Below are 24,278 nucleotides of genomic sequence, written 5' to 3'. Positions count from 1 at the left end.
CCGGGGTGGGAGCGAGCCTGCTCGCGAAGACGGTGGCACAGTCAACATCCATGCCAGCTGACCCACCGCTATCGCGAGCAGGCTCGCTCCCACAAGGGATTGGTGGTGAGCATCGATGGTGTGCTCGCCTCAGATCAGGGTGGGAGCGGGCTTGCTCGCGAAGACGGCGGTACAGTCAACACCTATGCCAGCTGACCCACCGCTATCGCGAGCAGGCTCGCTCCCACAAGGGATTGGTGGTGAGCATCGATGGTGTACTCGCCTCAGATCAGGGTGGGAGCGAGCCTGCTCGCGATGGCGGCGGTACAGTCAACACCTATGCCAGCTGACCCACCGCTATCGCGAGCAGGCTCGCTCCCACAAGAGATGGGCGGTGGGCGCGGAGGGTGTGTTCACTGAGATCAGCTCACAAAAAACCCGGCCTTGGCCGGGTTTCGGGTCAACCGATTATTGCATCCAGGGCGGAGGCGGTTCTTCGGTTTTGCCGGGGGGAGCATCGTCCGCCGCGCGTACGGCCTGACGGCGTTCCTCGTCGAGGCGAGCGGCCTCGATCTCGCGCATGATCCCGCCGACGTCCGCCAACTCTTCCGGCTCGTCGAACTCACCAGTCAGCATGCTGGCCGGGTGCAAGGTGCCAGCCTCGTACAATGCCCACATCTCTTTCGCATATCGGGTGCGCTTGAGCTCCGGTGCAAACCGGCCGAAGTAGGACGCCATGTTGCCCACGTCCCGCTCCAGCATGCTGAAGGCATGGTTGTTACCGGCAGCATCCACGGCCTGTGGTAGATCGATGATCACCGGACCTGTTGGCGTGAGCAGCACATTGAACTCCGACAGGTCTCCGTGCACCAGACCGGTACAGAGCATCAGCACGATCTGGGAGATCAGGAACGCGTGGTATTCACGGGCCTGATCCGGCTCCAGTACCACATCGTTCAGCCGTGGTGCCGCATCACCGTACTCGTCGGCCACCAGTTCCATCAGCAGCACACCCTCGAGGAAGTCGTACGGCTTGGGCACTCGCACACCCGCGTTGGCCAGGCGGAACAGCGCCGCCACTTCGGCGTTCTGCCAGGCATCCTCGGTCTCCTTGCGCCCGAACTTCGAGCCTTTCGCCATGGCGCGGGCCTGGCGACTGTTGCGGACCTTGCGGCCTTCCTGATACTCGGCCGCCTGACGAAAACTTCGCTTGTTCGCCTCCTTGTAGACCTTGGCGCAACGCAGCTCATTGCCGCTGCGCACCACATAAACAGCTGCTTCTTTACCACTCATGAGTGGGCGCAGCACTTCGTCGACCAGACCGTCTTCGATCAGGGGTTCAATGCGTTTTGGAGTCTTCATCAGCTTTTATTCTGGGTCCTTTATGACCAAACACGCGAATGACAGCCGTTATACGGCAATCCTTCCTCCACGGGGAGGGGTTGCCGACCTATGAACCTTCGATGCACACACTGTGCCGATAATCAACCAAGCCGAATCATAGCTGACAGCCGCGACGCCGTTGGCATTTGGATGCGTCTGTATTTGCGACAAAATTTACGCCGGGCTGAAACCCGGTGAGCGGATTCAGGGCTTGAACAACTCCCCCGGCGTAACCCCGAACATCCCCTTGAACGCCGCGATAAAAGCCGACGTGGAATCGTACCCACACGACAACGCCGCACCGGTCACGCTCTCGCCCTCCTCCAGCGACTTCAGCGACGACAGCAATCGCATGCGCTGACGCCAGGCACGAAAGCTCAGGCCGGTTTCACGCTGGAACAGGCGCATCAGGGTTTTTTCCGAGGTACCCAGATGCTCGGCCCACACTTGCAGGGTCACGTTGCGCTCAGGTTGCTCGATCAACTCGTTACACAACCCCAGCAGTCGGCCATGGCGTGGCAACGGCAGGGAGAAGCCCACTTCCGGCAGCACCGCCAACTGATCCAGCAACACCTGCACCAGTCGCGCCTCCTGCGTATCGCCCTGCGGATAATCGGCCGGCCACAGACAAAAAACCTTGATCAACTCCCGGGCCAGCGGCGTGACTTCCAACACTCGACAACGATCGTCAGCCCAGGGGCAGCTATCGCGATGGATATACAGGCTGCGCATTTCCGCTCGCATCGACGTCACGACCTGATGCTCCAGGTCGGCCGGGATCCAGATCCCCCACTGCGGCGGCGCGAAGAAACTGCCGGCGGCGGTGTGCACGCCGAGAACGCCACTGATTGCGTAGGAAAACTGCACCCAGTCATGCCGATGGGCTTGGGTCCACGAACCGGCGCTCAGGCTTTCGACACGGGCATACAGTGGCCTGGGCAATTGCGTCAGGTCGGGAATACGACGTTCGAGCTGGTGGTGTCCGTTAGTCGGCATTGATTGGCCTTATGTCGCAAGACGACGGTCAGGACCGACGTTAGGCTAAGTCATCTCTTCTGACAACCTGCGGTGCCCTATGCATATTTTCAGACACCTCAAGCGCATGGTGACCGACTGGTTCCTGTGCGGCATGTTGCTCGCCACACTGCTGGCATATTTCTTCCCAGGCTTTGGCGCCACCGGCGGCGCGATGCATGCCGAGTGGGTCGTCAATATCGGGATCTTCGTGGTGTTTTTCCTGCACGGAGTCAATCTGTCCGGCGAGCAGATCCGGCACGGTCTGAAGAACACCCGGCTGCACTTGATGGTCCAGGTTTTTACCTTCGGCGTGTTTCCCTTGATCTGGCTCGCCAGCAACAGGCTGCTGGGCAGTCATGTGCCGTCACTGCTGATGCTGGGATTCTTTTACCTGTGCGCCCTGCCCTCGACCATTTCCTCCTCGGTAGCCCTCACCGGCAGCGCGGGGGGTAACGTGCCGGCGGCGATTCTCAACGCGAGCCTGTCCAGCGTGCTGGGGGTTTTCCTGACACCGCTGCTGGTCAGTCTGGTGGTTGGCCGCGGCGATGGCGGGATCGACCTGGGTTCCACCCTGCTTGATCTGTGCATGATGTTGTTGCTGCCGCTGGTGCTCGGACAGTTTCTGCGGCGCTGGCTGGCCGGCTTCTTCGGCCGCTACAAACGCTACACCAGCATCATCGACAAGCTGGTGATCCTGTTGCTGGTTTACGCGGCGTTCTGCAATTCCATGGTGTCCGGGATCTGGCAACAGCAAGGCAACGGCGTGCTGCTCAGTGCCGTGCTCGGCAGCGCCGTGTTGCTGGCAATCATCCTGTGGATGACCACCCGCACCGCCCGTACCCTGCGGTTCAACAACGCCGATGAAATCGCCGCGGTGTTTTGTGCCAGCAAGAAATCCCTCGCCGCCGGGGTGCCGATGGCGGCGCTGATTTTCGGCACCAACCCTGGCCTGGGTCTGATCCTGCTGCCGATCATGATCTACCACCCGATGCAGTTGATCGTCTGCTCGATCCTGGCCGAGCGTTACGCCAGCCGTCAGCGAGCGTTGGCCACCCGGCGGAACGAAACGCTGCTCAACGCTCGATAATAGCCGTCACGCCCTGGCCGGCGGCCGCGCAGATGGAAATCAGCCCCCGGCCCCGCCCTGCCGCATCAAGCAACTTGGCCAGGTTGGCAACAATGCGCCCACCCGTGGCGGCAAACGGATGACCGGCGGCCAGGGAACTGCCCTTCACGTTCAATCGACTGCGATCTATGGCACCCAATGGCGCGTCGAGGCCCAGGCGGGTCTTGCAGTAGTCCGCATCTTCCCAGGCCTTGAGCGTGCATAACACCTGGGCGGCGAATGCTTCGTGGATTTCGTAGTAATCGAAGTCCTGCAGCGTCAGCCCGTTGCGCGCCAGCAGCCGGGGCACGGCATAGGCCGGCGCCATCAGCAATCCTTCGGCGCCGTTGACGAAATCCACCGCCGCGGTCTGGCCGTCACGCAGGTACGCCAGGATCGGCAGCCCCCGCGCCTTGGCCCACTCCTCGCTGCCCAGCAGCACCAACGAAGCGCCGTCAGTCAGTGGCGTGGAGTTACCGGCGGTCATCGTGCCCTTGGCGCTTTTTTCGAAGGCCGGTTTGAGTGAGGCGAGCTTTTCCAGCGTCAGGTCCGGGCGCAGATTGTTGTCCCGAGTCAGGCCGAGAAACGGCGTCATCAGATCGTTCTGCCAGCCTTCGGCATAGGACGCCGCCATTTTCTGGTGGCTTTCCAGGGCCAGTTGGTCCTGTTCCTCCCGGGGAATCTGCCAGGTCTGGGCCATCAACTCGCAGTGCTGCCCCATGTTCAGGCCGGTGCGCGGCTCGTTGATGCGTGGCAGTTCGGGGACGAGGTGCTGAGGGCGCAGTTGCAGGAATACCTTGATTTTCTCGGCGGTCGTCTTGGCGCGATTGGCTTTCAGCAGGATCCGCCGCAGTCCTTCATTGACGGCGATCGGCGCATCCGAGGTGGTGTCCACGCCGCCGGCAATCGCGCTGTCGATCTGGCCCAGGGCAATCTTGTTGGCCACCAGCAGCACGGTCTCCAGCCCCGTGCCGCAGGCCTGCTGCACGTCATAGGCGGGAGTGGTGGGTGACAGCCGCGAACCGAGCACGCATTCACGGCTCAGGTTCATCTCCCGGGAATGCTTGAGCACCGCGCCAGCGGCCACTTCGCCGATGTGCAGACCATGCAGGTTATAGCGCTCGATCAGCCCCTCGAGGGCGGCCGTCAGCAGTGCCTGGTTGCTGGCGCTGGCATAAGCCCCATTGGAACGGGCGAAAGGAATGCGGTTACCACCGATGATCGCGACGCGGCGTAGCTGTGTCATGAAAAACTCCCCGAGTAGATTGCAATGCGCTGGCGATCCCGAAAAAAATACTACCTGCGCACAAGCTTAGGCTTTATCTCGCCAATCGAACGACTGATTGCCGATCGTGGTCCACACTTGGGAGCTCATCCGCCGGAGTACGTTCCATGTCTGACCGTTATATCGACTTCGCCAATTCGCCCATTGGCCTGCGCCTGGTCGGAGCCCTTGGCCTGCCATCGCCGGCACGCCTGGAACGCTGGCAAGCCGGGCGCCTACGACCCATCGAAGGTGCGCTGGTGCTGGGCGGCGGTCCGCTGATCGAACCGATCGGCACGTTTGCCAAGCGCCTCACCGATGCGATTTTCGTCTACGGGGCCGAACCGACCCTGGCCGCTGAGTGGATTCCCGGGCATGGCCCGAAGATCAAGGCCGTTGTGTATGACGCCAGCCATCTGGCCCAGGCCGATCAGCTCAAGCAGCTGCGGGAATTTTTCCAGCCGCTGATGAAGAATCTCGACCGCAGTGCCCATGTCGTCATCCTCGGTCGTGCTCCGGAAAGTCTCACGGATCCTTTCGCCGCCAGTACCCAGCGAGCACTGGAGGGGTTCAGTCGCTCCCTGGCCAAGGAACTGCGCCATGGCGGGACGTTGCAACTGTTGTACGTCGGTGACGGCGCCGAAACCCAGCTGGAGGGCGCACTACGGTTCTTCCTGTCGCCCAAGAGCGCCTTCGTTTCCGGGCAAGTCATTCGCCTCAATCCATGCCAGACCCAGGTCCAGGACTGGACGCGACCGCTCACCGGCCTCAAGGCACTGGTCACCGGCGCGGCCCGCGGGATTGGCGCCTCCATCGCCGAAACCCTGGCCCGTGACGGTGCCGACGTGATCCTGCTGGACGTTCCCCAGGCCAAGGCAGACCTCGACGCCCTCGCCGCACGCCTGGGCGGGCGCGCCGTGACCCTGGACATCTGCGCCGAAGACGCCGCGAGTCAGTTGATCGAACACCTGCCTGATGGCGTCGACATCGTGGTGCATAACGCCGGCATCACCCGGGACAAGACTCTCGCCAACATGACGCCGGAATTCTGGGACGCGGTGTTGGCGGTCAACCTCAACGCACCGCAGGTGCTGACCAAGGCCCTGCTCGACAGCGGCACCCTGCGGGACAATGGCCGGGTCGTTCTGCTGGCTTCCATCAGCGGCATCGCCGGCAATCGCGGCCAGACCAACTATGCCGCCAGCAAGGCCGGGTTGATCGGCCTGGCCCAGGCCTGGGCGCCACTGTTGCAGACGCGAGGCATCAGCATCAACGCCGTGGCGCCAGGCTTCATTGAAACGCGCATGACCGCTGAAATTCCCTTTGCCCTGCGCGAAGCCGGACGACGCATGAGCTCCCTGGGCCAGGGTGGCTTGCCCCAGGACGTCGCCGAAGCGGTGGCCTGGCTCGCGCAGCCGGGTACGGGCGCCGTCACCGGGCAAGCGTTGCGGGTCTGCGGACAAAGCCTCCTGGGAGCCTGAGCATGACGATCCAATGGCATGAGGTCAGCAGCGCGCCGAGTATGTCGGGGCTCTACGCGAAAGCCGCGACACGTCGCAAGATCACCGGCAAGACCTTGCCGGAGACCGGGCTGCGCCAGATGCTCCAGGTGGATCAGCAGCGCCTGGCGGCTTATCGCAAGGTCTGCGGTTTTGTCGACAATGGTCTGTTGCCTCCGACCTATCCCCATGTGCTGGCCTTCGCCCTGCAGATGCAACTGCTCACCGCCCGGGACTTCCCGTTCCCGCTGCTGGGGTTGATCCACCTGAGCAACCACATCCGCGTGCTGCGTCCCATGGGTGGCGTCAGTCAGGTACGGGCCAGCGTCAATGTCGAGCATCTGCAGCCTCACCCCAAGGGCGCGGTGTTCAACCTTGTGACCCGCATTGAGGATCAGTTGGGGCCGTTGTGGGAAGCCGAGAGCGAGATGCTCTGCAAGGGTGTTCAGCTCGAGGGTGCGCGGGTCGAGCCGCCACCCCGGATGACGCCGGTGCTGACCGAAGTGGCGCGCTGGACAGCCCCGGCTGACATCGGCCGGCGATACGCCAAGGTGTCCGGCGACTACAACCCGATCCACCTGAGTGCCATCAGTGCGCGAATGTTCGGCTTCCCCACAGCCATCGCCCATGGCCTGTGGAACAAAGCCCGGACCCTGGCGGCACTGGATGACCACCTGCCCGAAGCCAACCTCGAAATCGAGGTGACCTTCAAGAAGCCGGTACGCCTGCCCAGCGAAGTGACGCTGCTGGCGAGCGCGGCGGGGTCCAGTGGGGATTTGCGGTTGGTGGGGTCGGGGGAGTTGGAGCACATGATAGGAAGCTGGCGACCGATTGCCTGAGCCAGGCGGTGGGTCAGCCTGCATCCATGTTGACTGGACCGCCGTCATCGCGAGCAGGCTCGCTCCCACATTGGATCTGCAGCGAACAAACATCGGCGTTCAACACAAATCTCCTGTGGGAGCGAGCCTGCTCGCGATAGCGGTGGTCAACGCGGCGGGTAGTTGGACAGGATACGCCCGACCGTCTCGCGCACCGCGCTGTCGCGATCAGCCGGGTTGGGCGAGCTGCTGAGCAATCGTTCATCACTGCCCCGCCAGACCAGCTTGCCATCCTTGCCATCGAGCAAGTCGATCTGCACCGTGGCGACCTTGTAGCTGACGTTGCGGGTTTCGTTGTACATCGGCCCGCCCCAGTAGCCATTCCAGGGCCCTCCCCAACCACCACCATAGTTGGTCGTCACCTGTTGCTGGCGATCCTCGACGATCAGGTAGGCCTGGACCAGGACATCGCCGTGCCCACCGGCGGCAGGGCGTAGGCCGCGCTGGTCGAGTTGATCGGCTAAGGCCTGGCGGATGCGCTGTTCGGTCAGGTCACTCTTGATCCGCGGATCATCGGGACGGTACTGCAACGCCGGTTCTTTCCAGCTCCAGCTTCGATAGGCCGCAAAGTCGCGGCTGGGATCGAAATCATGGTTGACCTGATTGGTCGCACAGGCGCCGAGCAGCAGGGCAAGGCCCAGTAGAGCAAGACGACGGAACATCACGCTTCTCCTGTTGCGTAATCAACTTGGCGGATAGGCCGACATGGCTTTTTCCACCGCCTCGCGAATGGCATCGGTGTTATCGCCCGGACGGCCACCCTGAGGGGTTTCGGCACTGGCACTCCACACCGGTTGACCATTGCGGGCGTCGAACAGGTCGACGCGAACCACCACGACCTGCTCCTGGTACGTGCGCACGACCGGTACGGTGTTGTACATGCCGTAGCCAGGACCATAGCGGTTGTAACCACCGTAGTAGCCCGAATCATAATCTTCTCGAACCTGGCGCAGACGGGTCTCCAGCCGCAGGTCGGCACTGACGAACAGGTCGGCCGGCCGGTTGTCATGCAGCGGGCGCAGGCCACGCTGGTCCAGGGCATTGCTCACCGCCTCGGCCACCTGGGCCGAGTCCGCCCACGCGGTACCTGCCGGCAGGCGTCCATTGAGCCAGGCCCAACTGCGATAACGCCCATAGTCACGGGGTGCCGCCGGATATGCACTGCGGTCGAACACCGTGGCGGCCTCGGGCGGGGCCGGCGGCAGCGGCCTGGAGGTGGCGACATAGGGGTTGGTGCCCTGGCAGGCCGCCAGCCCCAGACATAACATCAGTAACCCGGTACGGCCTTGCATTTCGCTCTCCGATCAGAGGGGACGGCAGATCCAGTGCAGATAACGTCCCAGCCCGGCAAACGCGGGATGGCGACGGTGGGCCAGCTCCATGTCCAGCAATTGAGCCAGCTCGACCCGGCCCTGGAACTCCATCGGCATGTAGTCATGAAAAACCCGCACACCACTCTGGCTTTCGACCTGCCACAGACCCTCAAGTTGCGCCGCCAACTCTCGCGGATCAAGAGGTTGTTGCGGCGTCAGGCTCTGTTTTTCACCGGCCATGTCGTTTTTGCGCAGCTTGCGGAAATGCCCCTTGAGCAAGTTGCGATAAACCAGCGCGTCACGGTTGTAGAACGCCAGCGACAGCCAGCCGCCGGGCACCGTGAGCTGATGCAACACCGGCAGGATCGTGTGAGGCTCCGCCAGCCACTCCAACACCGCATGACACAGCACCAGGTCGTACGACTCGGTGAGCTGGCCCGGCAGTGCCTGCCACGGCGCCTGGATGAAGGTTGCCTCCTGGCCGGCGTCGGCAAACCGCTGGCGGGCGCCTTCGAGCATCGGCGCGGCCGGTTCCGCCAGGGTGACCTGATGACCGCGCTCGGCCAGCCACAACGACATATGGCCCAGGCCGGCGCCGATGTCGAGCACACGCAACGGGCGTTCCGGCAATACTTCAAGCAGATCGGCCTGGAGCACCGCCAGGCGGATCGCGCCCTTGGCCCCGCCATAGATTTTTTCGGCAAAGCGCGTGGCGAGCTGATCGAAATGACGGTCGCTCATTGGCCGAACCGCCGCTCGCTGTCGGCCAATTTGCTGCGCACCACCGCCTCCATGTCCAATCCCAATTCGCTGCACAGCAGCAACAGGTACAACACGATGTCACCGACCTCCTGCCCCGCATGGGCCAGTTTGTCAGCCGGCAACTGGCGCGACTGATCCTCGGTCAGCCACTGGAAAATCTCCACCAGCTCGGCCATCTCCACACTGGCGGCCATCGCGAGGTTCTTCGGGCTGTGGAATGGCCGCCAATCGTTGCGATCACGAATGGCGTGCAGGCGTTCAGTCAGTTCAACAAGGTTCATCGGGCTCTCCTGGATGCCCATAGCTTCCGGGGGATGACAGGGGAAGGCAAGCGTCTCGATACGAAGCGGCAGTTTGCCCCATAATCGAACGATCGCGGCGCCAATGGCTCCTACAATCAGGAACCCAAGGCTCGACTCGATTCTCTTCCATCAGGATGCAAACATGCAGGTAGAAAGCTTTTTCGAATGGCTCGGCCAGGCACTCGGCTCGATAATCCGTTTCATCGTCGACCTGCTGAGCGGCCTGTTCAACACCCTGGCCAACGCCGGCGGCAACTTTGTCGACGGCCTGTCACGGGCGCTGGGCATGGACACCTCGATCATCAGCATCATCGCGCTGATCCTCGGGCTGATGCTGCTGTACTCGGCGATCCGCGCCTTCATGCGCGCGTCGATTGTGCTGGGGATTATCTGGCTGGTGCTGGGGCTGTGGTTGTTGAGTTGGATCATTCACTAGAATCGCGCGTCTCTGTGGCGAGGGGATTCATCCCCGCTCGACAGCTCCTACAGAGCCCCGCGGGGATAAGTCCCCTCACCACAAAAGCCTTCTGTTTATTCCATTCCTTCAGGTGTAGGTCCTGGCTACACCGCCTTGCGCCGCTGCCTACAACTACGCCAGAATCCGCCGGCTTGTGCGCCTTGGGGCCGGGTTTTATTGTTTCCCCGTCGCTGACAAATCAGCGATCGGGTTTAGCAGCTCGGATAACATCAAGGCACGCCAGTGTCGCCCTCGGAACAGCCAATCCGCATCGGATTGTCAGCACTATGGCGGCTATGCGTGGGGCACTTCGGTGCGCCGGGTTCCTTGATGCCTGGTCTGCTAACCCGCGTACAGCCGCCACCCAACTCGTTTAGCAGCGAAGGATGACGGCTCCACTCATCAAGGAGATTCACCATGTTCAAGGTAACCCCCAACCCACCGGCCACCGATCCCGCATCCTCCAACGATCCCGCCGACTCGACAGCCTTTGACAAAGCCGCCAAACGCGCCCTCGACTTCTACCTCAAGCCCGAACCGCCTGAAGCCCAACCAGACCAACTGTTCACCGTTGCGAACGGCATCGACACCGAATGCCTGCTCGCCAACCTCAGCGAAACCCTGGCCTCGGCCAACGCCATGGCCGGTGACCTGGCCTTCGACCTGGACGGCTCGCGCCGCCACGTGGCCCTGGGGATCCAGCAGTTGATCGAACTGGGCGGCTTATTGGCCAACCGAGCGCTGGACAACGTCGACCCACGCTAGCCGAAACAACACATCACCTGTGGCAAGGGGATTCATCCCCCCTCGTGTAGGCGCCCAGCGGGGATAAATTCTCTCGCCACAAACCCGCTACAATGGCGCTCCATCAAGGAGCCCCCATGTCCAACCTGCTCGCCGACTGGCGCGACCGTCTCACCCATCGTCGGGTCTGGGCGTTGGCCGCGCCGATGATTCTTTCGAATATTTCCGTGCCGCTGGTGGCGTTGGTGGACAGCACCGTCATCGGCCATTTGCCCCATGCCCATCAGTTGGGCGCAGTGGCGGTCGGTGCGAGTTTGTATACGGTGCTGGCCTGGGCCGTGGGTTTCCTGCGCATGGGCACCACCGGGTTCGCAGCCCAGGCGGCCGGGCGTGGCGATGGCGCAACGTTGCGGCAAGTGTTGTTGCAAGGCTTGCTGCTGGCGATGGGGTTGGCTGTGGCGCTCGGAATCATCGGAGTGCCGTTGAGTAACGTGGCGTTGCACTTCATGCAGCCGTCCGCCGAACTCAATCAGTTGACCCGGGACTTCTTCTACACACGGCTCTTCGGCCTTCCGGCGGCGCTGGCCAGTTATGCGCTCGTAGGTTGGTTTCTCGGTGCCCAGAATGCCCGGGCACCGCTGGCGATCCTGCTGACCACCAATCTGGTGAACATCGCCCTCAACCTGTGGTTCGTGCTCGGCCTGGACTGGGGCGTGGCCGGCTCGGCCCGGGCCTCGGTGATCGCCGAATGGACCGGGGCGCTGGTCGGCCTGGCCCTGGCGCACAAAACACTGCGGGCCTGGCCCGGACAGATTGTCTGGGCGCCCCTCGGGTTGTGGCAGAACTGGCGACCCCTGCTGGCGGTGAACCGGGACATTTTCATTCGCAGCCTGGCCCTGCAATCGGTGTTTTTCCTGATCACCGTACAAGGCGCGCGCCTGGGGGATGCGACCGTTGCGGCCAACGCGCTGTTGCTCAACGGGCTGTTGTTGACGGCCCATGCCCTGGACGGCCTCGCCCATGCCGTCGAAGCGCTATGCGGCCACGCCATTGGCGCCCGCGATCGCCTGGCGCTACGCCGCTCACTGGTGGTGGCCAGCGGTTGGTCACTGATTGCGAGCATCGGCTTTGCGCTGCTGTTCCTGCTTGCCGGACACCTGTTCATCGATATGCAGACTGACATCCCCGACGTGCGAGACACCGCATACCGCTACCTGCCTTACCTCGCCAGCCTGCCGCTGATCGCGGTCTGGAGCTATGTGCTCGATGGCTTGTTCATCGGCGCCACCCGCGCCCGGGAAATGCGCAATGGCATGTTATTGACCCTGTTGCTGGTGCTGCCATTTGCCTGGGCGCTGCAAGCGCTGGGCAACCATGGCTTGTGGCTCACCTTCCTGTTGTTCATGGCGTTGCGCAGCCTGACCCTCGGTGGTTTCGCCTGGCGCTTGCACCGCCAGGATCGTTGGCTCGTGGCCCACGCCGAATAGCACTTCACCCCTCATCGCCTTGCCACAACCGTCGCAGATGCTCGAGCCGCTCGCGCTGGGAGCCGCCAGTCAGCGCTGGTGTTGGCCGCGCGTCGGGGTACTGCAAGCGCAGCCACAGCCAGCCGTCGAGTACCTCCCGTTCGGTAAACCCCAGCGTCAAGCCTTGCTCCAGGCAATCCCAGAGCGCGCGATACTCACGCCCGGTGGCACGAGACCAATGCCAGGCGTGACGCTCCAGCAGGCATTGCTGCAATTTGCGCTGTTGTCGGTCGCTGAGGCTGTGCTCGTTCTCCAGTGGCGACACGGGCAGTCCCGGGTTGGACAGTTGCTGCCAGCCCTGGCTGCCGATTGCCCGGTCGGCCCAGGTACCGCCGAACCAGCGCAGCAGGCGGATGGGCCCCAGCCAGCAACTGAGCTCTGCTGGGTCGCAGCCGTCGAAGAAATAGCTGGCGGTGTGGGGGTTGTAATAGCTCAGCAACGCCTTGTAGTGAGGCCCCAAGGTCACCGTCAGCATGCGTCGAAGATGCGCCAGCAATTGCGTAGCCGACGATTCGCTCACCAACAACAGCCCTGGCCAGGCACCGGCGTCGACATGGCACAGGCTGGCCAGCGCCGGCGATTGCTGCAAGTCCACCAACAGCGGACCGTGCTCCTTGAGCCCATGCCATTCGGTGTCCTCGAACAAGGCAAAGCACCGCGCTTGCGAGAACTGTTCTTGCAGACGCTGCACCGCCCCGGGGACGCCAGGTATGTCGAGCAGCAGCCATTGAGGCGTTGTCCCGGTCAGGCTTGCAGCGCTCATGGCGCGGCACCCGTGTCGCGCCGCGTCACCAGCCGACAGGTGCATATCGGTTGGTCACAGGCACTGAAGCTGCCGCCTCCGGGCAACAGGCAGAGCAACACCAGCGGCTCGGCCGCCTGGATCGCGGCTAACAACGCCGGATCGGCTCCGGACGGCCAGGGTGCTCCGTGGGCTGTCGAGTCCGAGGGGGCCCCGTCGGCTACGTCCGCAATTGCCGGCACATCAAGGAGCGCACTGATCATGGGGCGATCCGGGTCGCCCTCGCAGAAACTCACCAACACCTCGGTGCCCGCCCGGAAGGTACCCATCGCACAGGCGGCCAGCTCGGGCGCCAACGGCAGCCAACAATGACTGGGGCTGGCCCCCTCGCCCTGATAAACCCAATCGAACTGCACCGCCACCCGCCCGGCCATCTGCAACGCCGGCTCGTCCACTTCCACGACCCAGCCACGCTGCCGGCCCACCATGCGCGGCTTGGCAGGGAGCCCGGTCGCCACGAACGGCAGCCCCCAAGGCACGGCCTGGAAATGGTTTTCGTACCCCCAGGCCTCAGCGCGGTGCGCCACTCTCGTCAGCAGCCAGCGCCGGTTCCAGTCGCTGAAAGGATGCGCCGTGAGCAACAGTACCTGCCCGCTGTACAGCCCCATCAGGTCACTGCGGCCTTGGGCGACCTGCTCCCCTGAAGCGTTGGTTTGCACGTTGAAAGCCTGAATCCCCGAGGCCGTGCCGTAGGCCGCCTCGGCGACTGGAGCGAAACCGCCCGCATTGTCGGAGAACACCAGGCAGTGCCCGTCCCGAGCGTGTTCGAAATGGAAGTGGATGCCCGCCTGGGCGCACACCCGCTGGAGAAATTGCAGATCCGACTCGCGGTACTGGGTGCAAAAATCCTGCGGTGGATAATCCCCCTTCAAATCCAGGCACAACTGGCGACCGGCGATACCGTGGGCCTTGAGCACCTGGCGGATGATCTGCGGCACCGTGCAGTCACTCAGTACCCGCTGGCTGAAGCGCTGCGCCAGGCAGGCCAGCTTCGGCCCGATACGCAGGCGGCAACCGGCGTCGGGACGGTGCTGAACCAGTTCGTGGAGCTGCCCGTGGATGCCCTCGCCCGACTCCCCGAAACTCAACCAGACACTGCGATATAACAGGCCCGCCAGGTCCGGCGGCGTGCTGCCGGGCAACAACTCCACCTCATGGGAGAAAGGTTCGCTGATGGCTTCGCTACCCATGAAGGCCGCAACGACAAAGGGTTCGGGCAGACCGGCTATCTCCAGACGAAATGATGGCTCGTTGGCTGGATCGGACATCGGCGTATCTCTACAGGAGGGGCGGCCGGGGATTCTCGCTGAGAGCCATGGCGGAGTAGAGAGCCCAAGTACAAGTTAGGAAAGGGACTACATGAAATGAGGACAGCATCGGTTAAATGACCCGACGTGCGGAAATAACGGCGGCGCAAATAAAAATGCCCTTCGGGACTATCCGAAAAAACCCGCGATGTGCGCTGAGTTTTCTGACAGACCCGAAGGGCGATGCCGATCGATCAAAGAGCTGCCACAGAGCCCTGATGCCGATCAGTTAAACCACAAACCTGTGGGAGCAAAGCTTGCTCGCGATTGCGCCAAGTCAGTCAGCAATAATGTTGACTGATCTGTCGCTATCGCGAGCAAGCTTTGCTCCCACAGGGTTTGTGCCGTTTGATCCTTAACTGACTGGCATTAGCCACAGAGCCTCGTGTCCAACCGGCTTTGATCTGCGCCTCAGGACGACAAATACGACGAACGCGTCAATCCCAGGCGCAGGGCATCGAGGAACTGGGTACGCTCGGCGGCGCTGATACGGGCGCTGGCACATTTGTCGCGGTAGTGGGTCATCAACTCCTCCGGCGACAGGTGCACGTAGCGCAGCATGTCTTCGATGGTGTCGTGGGTTTCGATACCGGCGTGGTACACGCTGCCATCGGCGTTCTGGTAGATGTTCACCGAGTCGGTGTCACCGAACAGGTTGTGCATGTCACCAAGGATTTCCTGGTAGGCACCCACCAGGAAGATCCCCAGCAGGTAATCCTCGCCGGGATTGAGGGCGTGGACCGGCAGGCTGGTTTCAATGCTCTGCTCGTCGACGTACTGCTTGATCTTGCCGTCGGAGTCGCAGGTCAGGTCTTGCAGCACGGCGCGGCGCATCGGCTCCTCGTCGAGACGATGCAGCGGCAGAATCGGCAGCACCTGGCCGATGGCCCAGGTGTCCGGCAGGCTCTGGAACACCGAGAAGTTGCAGATGTACTTGTCGGCAAGCTTGTCGTTGAGTTCATCCAGCACTTGGCGATGGGAACGCTGGCGTGCCTTCAACGAGTTGTACAGGCGACGACACACAGCGAAGTAGCACTGTTCGGCCAGGGCTTTTTCCGCCAGGGTCAGCTTGCCGTCGGCGTACTGGGTGGCCACGTCGCTCATGTAGTGGGTGGCGCGCCAGTAGGTTTCGGTGACCATCTCGATATCGGTCGGGCCCAGCAGGTCAACTAGCCACTGCACGGTTTCCGGCAGCTCCTGCTTGTTGTCGATCACCGGCATGTCATCGACGTGTTTCTCCACGTCGGTCACCTGCACCACCAGCATCGCGTGGTGCGCGGTCAGGGAACGACCGCTTTCCGAAAAAATGTGCGGATGCGGCAGGCTCTGGGCATCGCAGAACTCCTTGAGCATGCCGACCACGACACCGGCGTAATCGTCCATGTCGTAGTTGATCGAACTGGCATTACGCGAATGCGTACCGTCGTAGTCCACGCCCAGGCCGCCGCCGACGTCGATGTGATCCACCGGCAGGCCGAGGTTGCGCAGTTCACCGTAGTAACGGATCGCTTCCTTGAAGCCGTGCTGGTAGTCCGCCAGGTTGGCGATCTGCGAACCCATGTGGAAGTGCAGCAGACGAATGCCCTGGTCCAGGCCGGCAGCGCGGAAACGTTCGACCACCGACAGCAACTGTGCGGCTGACAAACCGAACTTGGACTTCTCACCACCGGTGTCGGCCCATTTGCTCGACGCCAGGGACGACAGGCGTACCCGCAGGCCCACCTGTGGCTTGACCTTGAGCGAAGCAGCCTCTTCGATCACCAGGCCGACCTCGGACTCTTTCTCGATCACAATGAACACGTTGTGACCCAGCTTCTGACCCATCAGCGCCAGACGGATGAACTCACGGTCCTTGTAGCCGTTGCAGACGATGGTCCCGCCCTTCGGCGCCAGGGCCAGCACCGCCAGCAGCTCGGGCTTGGAGCCGGCTTCCAGGCCGATGGAGACGTTCTGGGTGGCGATGATGTTCTCGATCACCGCTTCCTGCTGGTTGACCTTGATCGGGTAGAGCGCGGTGTACTGACTCTGGTACTCCAGACGCGCGATGTTGCTGTCGAACGCACCGGTGAGCTGGCGTACACGGTCTTGCAGGATGTCGGGAAAGCGTACCAGCAAGGGCAACGACAGACCGCTCTGGCGCAGCTGATCTACCTGTTCGAACAGATCGATGGGCGAACTGTCGGGACCGTTCGGACGAACTTCGACGCGACCGGCGTCATTGATCGCGAAATACCCGGCCCCCCAATGGCGAATCCCGTAAACACTGCGGCTGTCCGCAACTGTCCATTGGCTGCCATCGTCTTTGCGTGTGCGTCGTACGGACATCGAAGTCCCCTATAAAGAAGTCAAAATGCACCATCCGGTCGGAGGCTGGCGCAGTCTAGAGAATGGAAATGACGATTTGCCTGCAAGCAGGGTAGACCCTGCTGGCAGCGCTGAGTTTAGAAACCCGTTCAGAACAGGCTCTGTGAAAACCATATGGGCGACCTCGAACAGCAGATTCGGATCGAGCCGGAGTGGTTTTCACAGAGGCTGCTAGCCGCCGGATTTTTTTGCCTTGAAACCGTGCTTGACCAGTTCCGCCAGCAACAGCTCGACGTGATCACCCTGGATCTCGATGACGCCGTCTTTCAACGCGCCACCGGTACCACAGCGTTTCTTCAACGTGGTGGCCAGTTCCTTGAGCGCGTCTTCGGCCAACGGCACGCCGGTGATCGTGGTCACCGTCTTGCCGCCGCGCCCCTTGCTTTCACGGCGCACACGGGCAATACCGTCACCGGCAGGGATGACGGTCTGTTTGCAGATGCAGGCATCCACCGGCTGACGGCAATCAGGGCAATGACGACCGGCGTCAGTAGAAAATACCAGGCCACCCAGGGCGGCGAAGGATGCGGCTTTTTTGGCCACCGGCAATCCTCTCGGGAGGACAAAGACTGGTCGGGGAGAGAAAGTGCCTCGACCGCGAAGCCCCACTCAGGCAGGGGCAGCGCTACTGGACCGCAGACGTCGGTTCAGCTTGAAAAGTCGCGCAGTGTAACGGCAAAAAGCTGACTTGCTAAGGGCCAATCCGCGCCAATTTACAGCTTCTTTGCGACACCACGCAGATATCGCTCGAGCGCCGCCAACGAGTCCGGGCAATAAGGCTTGTGCCGGATTTCATCCAGTACCTGTTCGATCGGCATGAAGCGCGCTTCGAGCACTTCTTCAGGTTGCAATACCAGTGGACCGTCCCACACTGCCGAAAACGCCGAGCACCAGAGGCGACTGCCGGGGTCTTCGAAGTAAAAATGGTCATGGGCGGTGAGTTGCACCCCGCTTACACCAAGTTCCTCTTCCAGTTCACGGGCTGCCGACTCGGCGTAGGTTTCATGGGCCTGCACCATTCCGCCCGCCGCCACGTCCCAGAAGCCCGGGTAGATCGCCTTGCTCAGGGTCCGCCGGTGGACGCACAGCTCACCCGCCGAGTTGAACAGCATGATGTAGGTGCCACGCCCGATCAGGCCACGCTCGCGCAGGTCCGAACGCACCAGGCTGCCGAGCAGGTTGTCGTGTTCATCGACCCAAGCGATCAGCTCGGCATCCGAGGCCACTCGGTGAGCGGCCTCCCGGGGGCTCTCGCTCATGAATCAGCCCTGGTTCAGCAGTTGCCGCAAGTCGATCACTGCCGCGTTGGCCCGGGAAATGTAGTTGGCCATGACCAGGGAATGGTTCGCCAATACACCGAAGCCGCTGCCATTGAGGATCATCGGGCTCCAGACCGGCTCCTGGGAAGCCTCCAGTTCACGAATGATCTGCCGCACGCTGACCGTGGCGTTCTTCTTCGCCAGCACATCGGCGAAGTCCACTTCAATGGCGCGCAGCAGGTGGGACAAGGCCCAGGCCTGGCCCCGCGCCTCATAGAACACGTTATCAATCTGCAACCATGGAGTCTCGACCACTTCCTCATCCACCTGCGGTACCTGCCCAGGGACAGGGACTTCGGTTTTCAGCGAAGTATTGAGCTTGACCCGGCCAACACTGGCCGACAGCCGCTGGGACAGCGAACCCAGGCGAGTACCGACATCGCCCAGCCAGTTGTTCAGGTTGTCGGCGCGGGCATAGAACAACGCGCTTTTCTGGGTAGGATCGGACAGGCGCGCCTGGTAGCGGCTCAGGGAGTTGATGCCTTCCTGGTATTCCGACTCGCTGGAGGGCAGCACCCAACTGCGGTTATCGAAGTTGAAGCGCGGCTCGGCCTTGGCCAGGTCAGCGTCCTCGGCGGACTGGGATTGGGAACGGGCGAAGTCCTTGCGCAAGGCGCGACTCAGGTCGCGGACCTGCACCAGTACGCCATATTCCCAGCTCGGCATGTTGTCCATCCACAGGCCCGGCGGAAAACGATCGTTGGAAATGTAGCCGCCCGGCTTGGTCAGCAGGGTTCCGGCCACGGTCTTGAGGGTTTCGACAGTGGTGTAGCCGACCACCATTTGCCGGCCATCCTTCTCGGCCGCCGCCTGGGCATTCTGCTGCACTGGAAACAGGGCGGGCTCCTGACTCCAGTACCAGCCGATGGCAATGGTCACCAGCAGGTACAGGCCGATCAGCGTGGCCAGCGCGCGGCTGAAAAACAGCCCACCCAGGTAGCTGCGGGTAGCCGATTTCGTCTCGGCGGCACGTTCAGGTGCGCTGCCCGCGCGGTTTTTCCAGTCCAGCATGGCGATGTCCCTTCAATCACTTGAGTTCACGGTTCGACCACAACCCTACGCCATCGTGCCTGATTTGAAACGCGATAAATCCTGCGTAAATCATGCGGGACCAGGCGGAGCAGTCGGATGGCAACTATAAAGGAAGCGCGGCCATCGGCCTACGAAACCGACCGGTCACAAACTGAATGTCGCTGCTGGGTAGATTATTGACGTGCGACACTCATGCGCATGAAAAGAGATGCTAGCATAGAGCCACCAGTCGACCTCAGCATGTATCTAACTAAGTAGTCAGGATAATGACCGAGCCAGAAGACCCCAGCCGTGAGCGCCTCAAGCACCACTTTGCCCAGCGGGTAATTCATCAGGCTCGTCAGATCCTGGAGATATGGCAGCGCCTGCAACGAAGTGAATGGTCCAGCACCGATCTGTCGGAGCTCAGTGAAGCCAATCTGCGCCTGCAGCGTTTTGCCGAGCGCTTCGAACAGCCCGAGCATTCCCAATTGGCCCAGGGCATCAGCCAGTCACTGCAAGCGGTGGATGCCAATCGTGGGCGGCTGAGCAGTCACCTGATCACCGAGATCAATCGTTTGATGCAGCGCCTGTCTCGTACGGGCCTGCGCCATGGGGACCAGCTCGACCAAACATTTCTACCGCCGTTGCGCAAACCGATTTATGTGCTGCTGCAAGACAATGACCGCGCCGAGCGTCTGGCCAAGCAACTGGAGTTCTTCGGCCTCAGCGCCCAGGCGTTGGAAAGTGTCGCGGCATTTCGCGCCTCGATGGTCGAGCGCCTGCCGGCGGCGATTGTCATGGATGTGGATTTCAGCGGTCCCGGCATCGGCCTGAAGTTGGCGGCCGAAGCCCAACAAGGCCTTGAGCAGCCATTACCACTGTTGTTCTTCAGCCTGCTGGAAACCGATACCCCGACACGTCTGGCGGCCGTGCGCGCCGGCGGACAGGAGTTCCTCACCGGCACCCTCGAGGCCTCGAGCCTGCTGGAAAAAATCGAGGTGCTGACCTGCGTCGCCCAGTACGAACCCTACAAAGTGCTGATCATTGATGACTCTCGCGCCCAGGCCCTGCACACCGAACGCCTGCTAAATAGTGCAGGCATCGTGACCCGCACGCTGATCGAACCGATCCAGGCCATGGCCGAGCTGGCAGATTTCCAGCCTGACCTGATCATTCTCGACATGTACATGCCTGCCTGCACCGGTACGGAACTGGCGAAGGTGATCCGTCACAATGACCGCTACGTCAGCGTGCCGATTATCTACCTGTCTGCCGAAGATGATCTGGACAAGCAGCTCGATGCCATGAGCGAGGGCGGCGATGACTTCCTGACCAAACCGATCAAGCCCCGCCACCTGATCACCACTGTGCGCAACCGTGCGGCCCGGGCCCGCAACCTCAAGGCGCGGATGGTACGTGACAGCCTGACCGGCCTGTACAACCACACCCATATCCTGCAGCTGCTCGAAGACTGCTGCTTCCGCGCCCGTCGCGAAGGCAAGCCCTTGAGCTTTGCCATGCTGGACATCGACCATTTCAAACGGGTCAACGACAGCCACGGCCATCCGATGGGCGACCGGGTAATCAAAAGCCTGGCGTTGTTTCTCAAGCAGCGCCTGCGCAAGACCGACTTCATCGGGCGTTACGGCGGAGAAGAGTTCGCCATTGTCATGCCGGACACCAACATCAACGACGCCTGCGCGGTCCTGGACGAAATCCGCCAGCGCTTTGCCGAAATCCACTATCCGGCCCAACCCCAGGACCTGTGGTGCACGTTCAGTGCCGGCGTGGTGGAGATGAGCGAGGAGTCCGACAGCCTGATGATGGCCAGTGAGGCGGATGAAGCGCTGTATCGCGCCAAGCACGCCGGTCGCAACCGGGTACAGAGCGCAAGGCAAAGTGCCACTTTTTCATCGGAATCCACCGACTCGGTCATGAACCTGTAACTCAAGCGCAATAAATTCAGGCACTTACGATTCTGCCCCCGGTAGACCTTCAATGCGCCTGAAATTGCTGACCAACCTCAATACCCTGCTTTTATTGGCCGTTTGCCTGGGCCTCGGCACCACGCTCTGGTGGTCCCAGGCCGCCCTGGAGCGTCCCTACCTGTTGATGGAGCGCTACGTGGGTCTGTCACGGCAATTCCAGGGCGAGGTTACGCGCAACATCGAAGATTACCTGGCCAGTGGCGATGCCTTGCGACTCAGCGCCGCGAGCCAGGCTCTCGACACCCTGCAAAAAGAACTGGATCACTTTCCCCCGGAACTGGCCCGCACCCTCAGGCCGAGCCTGTCGAGCCTGGACGGTTTCTGCAAGACCGACCTGCTGGCTGCCGGCAAACTGGCCGGCGATCCCCAGGCCCTGCTGCTGCAGGCCGAACGTGAATTGGGCGCCAACCTGGACCAGCTCGCCCAGTACGCCAACGGCGCCCCGAGTTACTTGCCTCTGTTGTTCAGCGCATCACAGCACCTGGGGCGATTGTCCCTTGCGCGAGACAAGCTGGTCAGCAGCGGGCGTAGTGAGTTGGCCACTGATGTCGAGCGGGAAGTGGAAAGTATCCGTGCGCAGGCCGGGCAACTGGACAGTCTGCCGTTGCTGGGCGTGACAACCAGCAGCGATTCCGCCGGCGATGATTTCGCCGCGCTGATGGGCCTGGAAAACCAGGAAAAAGCTGTCACTGAAGACGCCGGCATCGCCCTCAAGCGCGAACTCAACAGCCTGCTCGGTCGCTACCCCGCGGAACTGGCGCGCACCCGAGAACTGATCCATAAGCGCACTGAACTGAGCAACGCCACCCACGTGAAAACCGCCGACGTGCAACAGGCGATCGATGCCCTGGAACCAGTGGTTCGGGCCCAGCACGGGCAGATCCAGGGCGAGGTCCGGTTGATGCAGGGGGTGATGATCGGCTTGATCCTGTTGATCGCACTGCTTATCGACACCTTGCAACGACGCCTGGCCCGGACTTTGACGCACCTGGCGCCAGCCCTGTCGACCTGGGCCGAAGGCGACTTCAGCCGCGACATCCATGTGGGCGCCAGCAACCGTGAGTTGCAAGACATCCAAGCGTCACTCAATCGGCTGCGGGCTTATCTGGCGGACCTCGTGGGCACTATCCACCTGAACGCAGAGCAGGTCGCTGGCAGCAGCCGGGCCCTGGCCGATCTCAGCGCCGAGATGCACAGCGGCGCGGAGTATCAGGCTGATGATACGGCGCTGATCCGCGATTCCCTCAGCGAACTTGAAGCGACCATTCAACAGGTGGCCGGTGATGCCAGCCAGGCCGCCGACGCCAGCCGCAGCGCCGGGCAAGCCGTGGCGCAAGGGCAGAAAGTCATCGGCCTGAGTCTCACCGGCCTGCATGCACTGGTGGGCGAAGTACAGGGCAACGCACAGATGATCGAACAACTGGCCGAAGAGTCGGCCACCATTGGCGGTGTGTTGACGGTGATTCGCTCGATTGCCGACCAGACCAACCTGCTGGCGCTCAATGCCGCCATCGAAGCCGCCCGCGCCGGGGAGATGGGCCGTGGCTTTGCCGTAGTGGCCGAGGAGGTCCGTTCCCTGGCCCAACGTACGGCGGGGGCCACAGCCGAAATCCAGGCCTTGATCGCCCGCCTGCAACTGGCGGCGCGTCAGTCAGTCGATGGCATGCGCGCCCAAGTCGAACACGCCGAAGCCACCGCCAACCAGGCACAAGCGGCCGACGGTGCACTGGATAGAATCGTCGATGCTATCCAGACCATCGCCGACACCGCCGTGCGCATCGCCGAAGTCACCGCCCAACAGAGCGGCGCCGTCAGTGAAATCCGCGATCACAGCGAGCGTATTCACCTATTGGGCGGGGAAAACCTGCTGCGTATCGGCCAGGGACGGGAACAAGGCGAAAACCTGCTGGTGCTGGGTGGGCGTCTGCATACGGCGGTACAAGCGTTTCGTGTTTGACTGCCAGCGACAATCCCGTGTGGGAGCGGGCCTGCTCGCGATGGCGGTGGGTCAGCTTGCTTGGATGCCGAATGTGCCGCCCTCTTCGCGAGCAAGCCCGCTCTCACCCTGATCTGGGGTGGACACAACATCCATGTCCCCACAGGGCTCAAGGTGGCCTATGCCGGCATGGGTGACCGGATGCCTGGGCATGGTCACAAATTTTTCGCAAACATCGGTCAACGTGCTGGCTATTGCCGAGAACTGGACAGTCATTAAGGCTTTGCGGCATAGTCGCCGGGTTCTGATACCTGCTCACAGATAACAAGGAACAGCAGATGGCAACTCTTTTGGTCCTGCACGGACCCAACCTGAACCTGCTGGGCACCCGTGAACCGGGCGTCTATGGCGCGGTGACACTGGCCCAGATCAACCAGGACCTGGAGCAGCGGGCCCGCGCCGCCGGCCACCATCTGCTCTACCTGCAAAGCAATGCCGAATATGAATTGATCGACCGCATCCATGCCGCCCGTGGCGAAGGCGTGGACTTCATTTTGATCAATCCAGCAGCTTTTACGCATACAAGTGTCGCATTACGTGACGCGCTGCTGGCGGTGAGCATCCCATTCATCGAAGTGCATTTGTCCAACGTGCACAAACGCGAACCTTTCCGCCATCACTCCTACTTCTCCGATGTAGCGGTGGGAGTGATCTGCGGCCTTGGCGCCAGCGGTTACCGACTGGCCCTGGAGGCCGCCCTAGAGCAGCTTGAAAAACAGGCAACAGCTTGAACAACAAGCGTTAAACGCCCCTGACCGACCCTTGGGAGTTGATGATTCATGGATATCCGTAAAGTTAAGAAACTGATCGAATTGCTGGAAGAGTCCGGCATCGACGAGCTCGAGATCAAGGAAGGCGAAGAGTCCGTACGCATCAGCCGTCACAGCAAGACTCCAGCCCAGCAATTCTACGCCCCGGCACCGATGCAGGCTCCGGCCGCCGCACCGGCACCTGCCGCACCTGCCGCAGCTGCTCCGGCCGCAGCAGCAACGGCTGCCGCTCCAGCGCTCAACGGCACTGTGGCCCGTTCGCCAATGGTAGGCACCTTCTATCGCAAGTCTTCGCCAACCTCGCCGTCCTTCGTTGAAGTGGGCCAGACCGTGAAGAAAGGCGACACCCTGTGCATCGTCGAAGCCATGAAGATGATGAACCACATCGAAGCTGAAACCAGCGGTGTGATCGAGTCCATCCTCGTTGAAGACGGCCAGCCGGTTGAGTACGACCAACCGCTGTTCACCATCGTTTGAACCGCGGAGAGC

The 24,278-nt window shown here is 62.1% G+C and carries 23 protein-coding genes; 10 read left to right on the top strand and 13 right to left on the bottom strand.

The window, feature by feature from the left end; all coding sequences use genetic code 11:
- Positions 1 to 447: 447 nt before the first annotated feature.
- Both QZH45_RS04180 and QZH45_RS04175 read right to left on the bottom strand, forming a co-directional pair.
- Positions 448 to 1,341: a PA4780 family RIO1-like protein kinase gene (locus QZH45_RS04180; RefSeq protein ID WP_024780711.1), complete on the bottom strand. Its 894-nt coding sequence runs from the start codon at positions 1,339 to 1,341 to the stop codon at positions 448 to 450.
- A gap of 225 nt (positions 1,342 to 1,566) precedes the next feature.
- Complete coding sequence (locus QZH45_RS04175; protein ID WP_024780712.1) at positions 1,567 to 2,358, bottom strand: AraC family transcriptional regulator; 792 nt, start codon at positions 2,356 to 2,358, stop codon at positions 1,567 to 1,569.
- A gap of 79 nt (positions 2,359 to 2,437) precedes the next feature.
- Here QZH45_RS04175 and QZH45_RS04170 point away from each other — a divergent pair, with 79 nt between their 5' ends.
- Positions 2,438 to 3,466, top strand: a complete 1,029-nt coding sequence (locus QZH45_RS04170; protein ID WP_024780713.1) for a bile acid:sodium symporter family protein — start codon at positions 2,438 to 2,440, stop codon at positions 3,464 to 3,466.
- Here QZH45_RS04170 and QZH45_RS04165 read toward each other — a convergent pair.
- Entirely contained in the window at positions 3,453 to 4,730 is a 1,278-nt protein-coding gene (locus QZH45_RS04165; RefSeq protein ID WP_024780714.1) for an acetyl-CoA C-acetyltransferase, read from the bottom strand. The two genes, QZH45_RS04170 and QZH45_RS04165, sit on opposite strands and share 14 nt — an antisense overlap.
- Positions 4,731 to 4,876: 146 nt before the next feature.
- On the opposite strand from QZH45_RS04165, the gene QZH45_RS04160 reads away from it, so the two are divergent.
- Positions 4,877 to 6,229, top strand: coding sequence for a 3-oxoacyl-ACP reductase (locus QZH45_RS04160; RefSeq protein WP_053194179.1), 1,353 nt, complete (start codon positions 4,877 to 4,879; stop codon positions 6,227 to 6,229).
- A 2-nt stretch (positions 6,230 to 6,231) separates the two neighbouring features.
- Complete coding sequence (locus QZH45_RS04155) at positions 6,232 to 7,086, top strand: MaoC/PaaZ C-terminal domain-containing protein (protein ID WP_024780716.1); 855 nt, start codon at positions 6,232 to 6,234, stop codon at positions 7,084 to 7,086.
- A 146-nt stretch (positions 7,087 to 7,232) separates the two neighbouring features.
- Here QZH45_RS04155 and QZH45_RS04150 read toward each other — a convergent pair whose 3' ends face one another.
- Genes QZH45_RS04150 through QZH45_RS04135 form a run of 4 tightly spaced genes read right to left on the bottom strand, consistent with a single transcriptional unit; the run spans position 7,233 to position 9,481 of the window.
- Positions 7,233 to 7,787 carry a DUF4136 domain-containing protein gene (locus tag QZH45_RS04150; RefSeq protein WP_055135764.1) on the bottom strand — a complete coding sequence of 185 codons (555 nt, stop codon included), beginning with the start codon at positions 7,785 to 7,787 and terminating at the stop codon, positions 7,233 to 7,235.
- A 21-nt stretch (positions 7,788 to 7,808) separates the two neighbouring features.
- Positions 7,809 to 8,417, bottom strand: coding sequence for a DUF4136 domain-containing protein (locus tag QZH45_RS04145; RefSeq protein WP_024780718.1), 609 nt, complete (start codon positions 8,415 to 8,417; stop codon positions 7,809 to 7,811).
- A 12-nt stretch (positions 8,418 to 8,429) separates the two neighbouring features.
- Positions 8,430 to 9,179, bottom strand: a complete 750-nt coding sequence (locus QZH45_RS04140) for a methyltransferase domain-containing protein (RefSeq protein ID WP_055136257.1) — start codon at positions 9,177 to 9,179, stop codon at positions 8,430 to 8,432.
- Positions 9,176 to 9,481, bottom strand: a complete 306-nt coding sequence (locus QZH45_RS04135; protein WP_053194185.1) for a MazG-like family protein — start codon at positions 9,479 to 9,481, stop codon at positions 9,176 to 9,178. Before QZH45_RS04135 ends, QZH45_RS04140 begins: the two co-directional genes overlap by 4 nt.
- Positions 9,482 to 9,644: 163 nt before the next feature.
- On the opposite strand from QZH45_RS04135, the gene QZH45_RS04130 reads away from it, so the two are divergent.
- The 3 genes from QZH45_RS04130 to QZH45_RS04120 all read left to right on the top strand — a co-directional run bounded on the left by QZH45_RS04130 (position 9,645) and on the right by QZH45_RS04120 (position 12,190).
- A complete protein-coding gene (locus QZH45_RS04130; protein WP_024780721.1) occupies positions 9,645 to 9,938 on the top strand; it encodes a hypothetical protein in 294 nt (97 codons plus the stop codon).
- 438 nt (positions 9,939 to 10,376) lie between these two features.
- Positions 10,377 to 10,724, top strand: coding sequence for a DUF6124 family protein (locus QZH45_RS04125; RefSeq protein WP_024780703.1), 348 nt, complete (start codon positions 10,377 to 10,379; stop codon positions 10,722 to 10,724).
- Between the two features lie 116 nt (positions 10,725 to 10,840).
- Positions 10,841 to 12,190: an MATE family efflux transporter gene (locus QZH45_RS04120; RefSeq protein WP_024781391.1), complete on the top strand. Its 1,350-nt coding sequence runs from the start codon at positions 10,841 to 10,843 to the stop codon at positions 12,188 to 12,190.
- Positions 12,191 to 12,194: 4 nt separating this feature from the next.
- Here QZH45_RS04120 and QZH45_RS04115 read toward each other — a convergent pair whose 3' ends face one another.
- From QZH45_RS04115 to QZH45_RS04090, 6 genes are all read right to left on the bottom strand, one after another.
- On the bottom strand, positions 12,195 to 12,992 hold the full coding sequence (locus QZH45_RS04115) for a DUF4123 domain-containing protein (RefSeq protein ID WP_055136184.1): 798 nt from the start codon (positions 12,990 to 12,992) through the stop codon (positions 12,195 to 12,197).
- Positions 12,989 to 14,299, bottom strand: a complete 1,311-nt coding sequence (locus tag QZH45_RS04110; RefSeq protein ID WP_024781393.1) for a contractile injection system protein, VgrG/Pvc8 family — start codon at positions 14,297 to 14,299, stop codon at positions 12,989 to 12,991. Before QZH45_RS04110 ends, QZH45_RS04115 begins: the two co-directional genes overlap by 4 nt.
- A 450-nt stretch (positions 14,300 to 14,749) precedes the next feature.
- Positions 14,750 to 16,663 (bottom strand): arginine decarboxylase, encoded by a 1,914-nt coding sequence (speA, locus tag QZH45_RS04105; protein ID WP_024781394.1) that lies wholly within the window; start codon positions 16,661 to 16,663, stop codon positions 14,750 to 14,752.
- A 210-nt stretch (positions 16,664 to 16,873) separates the two neighbouring features.
- On the bottom strand, positions 16,874 to 17,245 hold the full coding sequence (locus QZH45_RS04100; protein ID WP_024781395.1) for a translation initiation factor Sui1: 372 nt from the start codon (positions 17,243 to 17,245) through the stop codon (positions 16,874 to 16,876).
- 170 nt (positions 17,246 to 17,415) lie between these two features.
- Positions 17,416 to 17,961: an NUDIX hydrolase gene (locus tag QZH45_RS04095; RefSeq protein WP_024781396.1), complete on the bottom strand. Its 546-nt coding sequence runs from the start codon at positions 17,959 to 17,961 to the stop codon at positions 17,416 to 17,418.
- A gap of 3 nt (positions 17,962 to 17,964) precedes the next feature.
- On the bottom strand, positions 17,965 to 19,032 hold the full coding sequence (locus QZH45_RS04090) for a DUF2333 family protein (protein ID WP_055135642.1): 1,068 nt from the start codon (positions 19,030 to 19,032) through the stop codon (positions 17,965 to 17,967).
- 287 nt (positions 19,033 to 19,319) lie between these two features.
- Between QZH45_RS04090 and QZH45_RS04085 the strand changes: the two genes are divergently transcribed.
- The 4 genes from QZH45_RS04085 to accB all read left to right on the top strand — a co-directional run bounded on the left by QZH45_RS04085 (position 19,320) and on the right by accB (position 24,266).
- The gene (locus QZH45_RS04085) at positions 19,320 to 20,981 is read left to right on the top strand and encodes a diguanylate cyclase (RefSeq protein ID WP_024781398.1); all 1,662 of its coding nucleotides are present in this window, start codon (positions 19,320 to 19,322) and stop codon (positions 20,979 to 20,981) included.
- Positions 20,982 to 22,431: 1,450 nt separating this feature from the next.
- Positions 22,432 to 22,980: a methyl-accepting chemotaxis protein gene (locus QZH45_RS04080; protein WP_418323286.1), complete on the top strand. Its 549-nt coding sequence runs from the start codon at positions 22,432 to 22,434 to the stop codon at positions 22,978 to 22,980.
- Positions 22,981 to 23,297: 317 nt separating this feature from the next.
- Positions 23,298 to 23,750, top strand: coding sequence for a type II 3-dehydroquinate dehydratase (gene aroQ / locus QZH45_RS04075; protein WP_024781400.1), 453 nt, complete (start codon positions 23,298 to 23,300; stop codon positions 23,748 to 23,750).
- 48 nt (positions 23,751 to 23,798) lie between these two features.
- Positions 23,799 to 24,266 carry an acetyl-CoA carboxylase biotin carboxyl carrier protein gene (accB, locus tag QZH45_RS04070; RefSeq protein ID WP_024781401.1) on the top strand — a complete coding sequence of 156 codons (468 nt, stop codon included), beginning with the start codon at positions 23,799 to 23,801 and terminating at the stop codon, positions 24,264 to 24,266.
- Positions 24,267 to 24,278: the final 12 nt, after the last annotated feature.

The organism is Pseudomonas corrugata (assembly GCF_050920615.1).
In the GTDB taxonomy this organism is placed as follows: domain Bacteria; phylum Pseudomonadota; class Gammaproteobacteria; order Pseudomonadales; family Pseudomonadaceae; genus Aquipseudomonas; species Aquipseudomonas corrugata.
The sequence above is the reverse complement of the archived record's forward strand: the minus strand, read 5'-3'. Positions and strand labels throughout refer to the sequence as shown.